This is a genomic window from Rhodovulum sp. (assembly GCF_011048875.1).
Classification (GTDB): Bacteria; Pseudomonadota; Alphaproteobacteria; order Rhodobacterales; family Rhodobacteraceae; genus Rhodovulum; species Rhodovulum tesquicola.
In genome coordinates this window covers 1-2,529 of record NZ_DSDD01000081.1, presented here as the reverse complement: position 1 = coordinate 2,529, position 2,529 = coordinate 1, and the positions used below count along the sequence as shown (strand labels likewise).

General features: G+C 65.1%; 2 protein-coding genes and 1 pseudogene. 1 reads left to right on the top strand and 2 read right to left on the bottom strand.

The genetic code is table 11. The features are described from left to right. Positions 1–131: 131 nt before the first annotated feature. Positions 132–1,352 (bottom strand): annotated as a pseudogene (locus ENN83_RS02800) (glycerophosphodiester phosphodiesterase family protein). An 81-nt stretch (positions 1,353–1,433) separates the two neighbouring features. Then, the gene (locus ENN83_RS02795) at positions 1,434–1,796 is read right to left on the bottom strand and encodes an SUF system Fe-S cluster assembly protein (RefSeq protein WP_287183837.1); all 363 of its coding nucleotides are present in this window, start codon (positions 1,794–1,796) and stop codon (positions 1,434–1,436) included. Between the two features lie 145 nt (positions 1,797–1,941). Between ENN83_RS02795 and ENN83_RS02790 the strand changes: the two genes are divergently transcribed. Next, the gene (locus ENN83_RS02790) at positions 1,942–2,316 is read left to right on the top strand and encodes a PAS domain-containing protein (protein ID WP_287183834.1); all 375 of its coding nucleotides are present in this window, start codon (positions 1,942–1,944) and stop codon (positions 2,314–2,316) included. The last annotated feature ends 213 nt before the right edge of the window (positions 2,317–2,529 follow it).

Here is a 2,529-nt window from a genome sequence, read left to right as displayed (position 1 = left end):
TGCCGAACATGGATGCGCCTCCTTTTCCCTGGTCAAAGACTAGGGTTTCCCGGGCACAGTCTCAAGGGGAAGTCGGTGGCGCGTGGGGGAAAGAGGACGGGGCGGCGCGCGCCGCCCCGTCCTGCGCGGGCTCAGAGCCCCATGCAATTGGCGTAATAGGTCACGGTCGCCGGCCTGTCCGAGAAGACGCCCTCGACGCCGACATCCTGGGCGAGCACGTCGAGAAGCTCGAAATAGACGCCGTCATTGTCGGTCACGTCCTTGATCGACTGGAAATACCAGCCCCCGCCGGTGGCCAGCGGACCCGAGCGTTCCAGCGTCCAGGTGATGATCTTCAGCCCGGCGGCCTTGGCCTCCTGGGCATAGGGCGAGAGCACGATGCGGCCATCCTCGACGGTGACCAGCATCCAGGTCGGCGGCGCGATGTAGCGCACGCCCATGTCGGCCAGTTCCTGCATGGTCGGCTTGAAGGTGGCCGGGTCCATCGGGTCGATCAGCCCCTCGATCTCGGTCTCGTAGCGGTCGTCGAGGTAGACTGCCTGGGCGCCGAATTCGGGCTCGTTCTCGATCCAGTAGAGGATATCGGCGAGGTTGAAGGATTGCGCGAACACATCTTCGGGCGGGATGCCCGCGGCCTTGTATTCGTCGATCAGTTTCTGCGCGTAATCGGCCTGGGTGAAGCCGTCGAAGGGCATCTCGACCGAGGGCGATTTGAGTTCGGGGGTGAACTTGGCGCCGAGCGAGCGGAACAGCTCGATCGATTCGGCATGGGTCAGCGATTGCGCACCATGGGTGTAGAGATCGGTGCGGAAGGCCGCGATGCCGCCCTGATAGGCCTCGGGCGTCGTGGCCTTCGCGTCGGCGGCGTCCATCTTGGGCTTGAGCGTGCGGAACTCGGCCAGCGTGATCTCGGAGGTGCGGCACTCGGCGGTCGCGGGCGTGTCGCCGCTGGCGGGGGTGAAGGGGGTGATGCAGGTCGCGGCCAGATCGGTCAGCAGGATGTCGGTTGTGGTGTGCAGGTCGTTCTGGGCGTGACGGCAGACCAGTTCCTTGTCCTTGGTGAAGGTCACGTCGCATTCCAGGATGCCCGCGCCCATGCGCGCCGCGGCGACATTCGATTCGACGGTATGTTCGGGGAACATCAGCGGTGCGCCGCGATGGCCGATCGAGAAATCGCTGCGGCTGGGCGTCTGGCCCATGCAGGCGGTCAGCTTTTCCTTCAGCGGACCGTCGGTCATCTTGTCGATCAGGTAATAGGGTCGGGGGCCTTAATCGAGAACGGTCTCGGCATGGCCGGGCAGGGCCGGCGCGGCCAGAAGGGCGGCGGCGACCGTCAGGCGGGGTAGGGGCATGGGATTCTCCGCTTCTTCGTGGGAAGGAACGGAAACCATGTGACGGGGCCGCGTAACAGTCGTGCGACAGGCATGTGACGGCTACATGAAGCCCAGTTCCAGCCGCGCCTCGTCGGACATCATGTCCATGCCCCAGGGCGGATCCCAGGTGATCTCGACATCGACCTGCTTGACGCCCGGCAGCGGTTCGACCGCCTCGGCCAGCCAGCCGGGCATCTCGCCGGCGACCGGACAGCCCGGCGCGGTCAGTGTCATGGTGATCGTGACCGCATTCTCGTCGTCGATCTCGATTGTGTAGATCAGGCCCAGATCGTAGATGTTGACCGGGATTTCCGGATCGTAGACCGACCGGCACGCCGACACCACCTGCTCGTAAAGCGGGTGATCGGTCGAGGACGGACGGATGAGGGGGGCACCCTCGAGTTTTTCCTGCTGCATGGACATCGGGCTTCCTGCATATCCTACAAAAGATATAAGGAAAGGTCGGAGCGCCGTCCAGATCCAGTTTTGCCTTCCCGCGGCCCGGGCTTGCCGGGCGCGGCGGAGCGCGGTAGCAGGGAGGGCAACGCAAGGGTGCCAGGGGGCGGGGATGCGCAAGGAACTGTCGGACGATGAGGCGCGGGCGCTTCTGGCCCGGGACGAACGCGAGATGAGCGTGGTGATCTCGGACCCGACCCTGCCTGACAACCCGATGATCTATGTCAGCGAGGAATTCGAGCGCCAGACCGGCTATTCCGCGGCCGAGGCGATCGGGCGGAACTGCCGGTTCCTGCAGGGGCCGGGCACCGATCCCCATGCGGTCGAGGCGATCCGCCACGCGCTGCGCGCCCAGACGCCCTTCAGCATCGACCTGCTGAACTATCGCAAGGATGGAACGGCCTTCATCAACCGGCTGCGGATCCGGCCGATCTTCGATGACGAGGGGCGGTTGATGTATTACGCGGGCGCCCAGAACCCGCTCTAGACAGCCCGGACCGGCGTTGTGGGGATGATGCGCGGTCGGTTTCGCGGCCGCGACAGGAAGCCCCACGGGTAACCTGCCGGATGCGGCATTTGGGGCACTATCTGGGGTTGTCAAGCAGACCGAAAAACAACTATCACTATCGCCGACTAGGCGTTTCGCCCGCGACAGTCCAGGCTCGAGAGGGGCGCGACGGCCCCTTGGGCCCGGGCGGTT

Bases quoted from the DNA above. Each gene is read 5' to 3' on its own strand.
- ENN83_RS02795 (WP_287183837.1), bottom strand. From the start codon at position 1,796: ATGTCCATGCAGCAGGAAAAACTCGAGGGTGCCCCCCTCATCCGTCCG.
- ENN83_RS02790 (WP_287183834.1), top strand. From the start codon at position 1,942: ATGCGCAAGGAACTGTCGGACGATGAGGCGCGGGCGCTTCTGGCCCGG.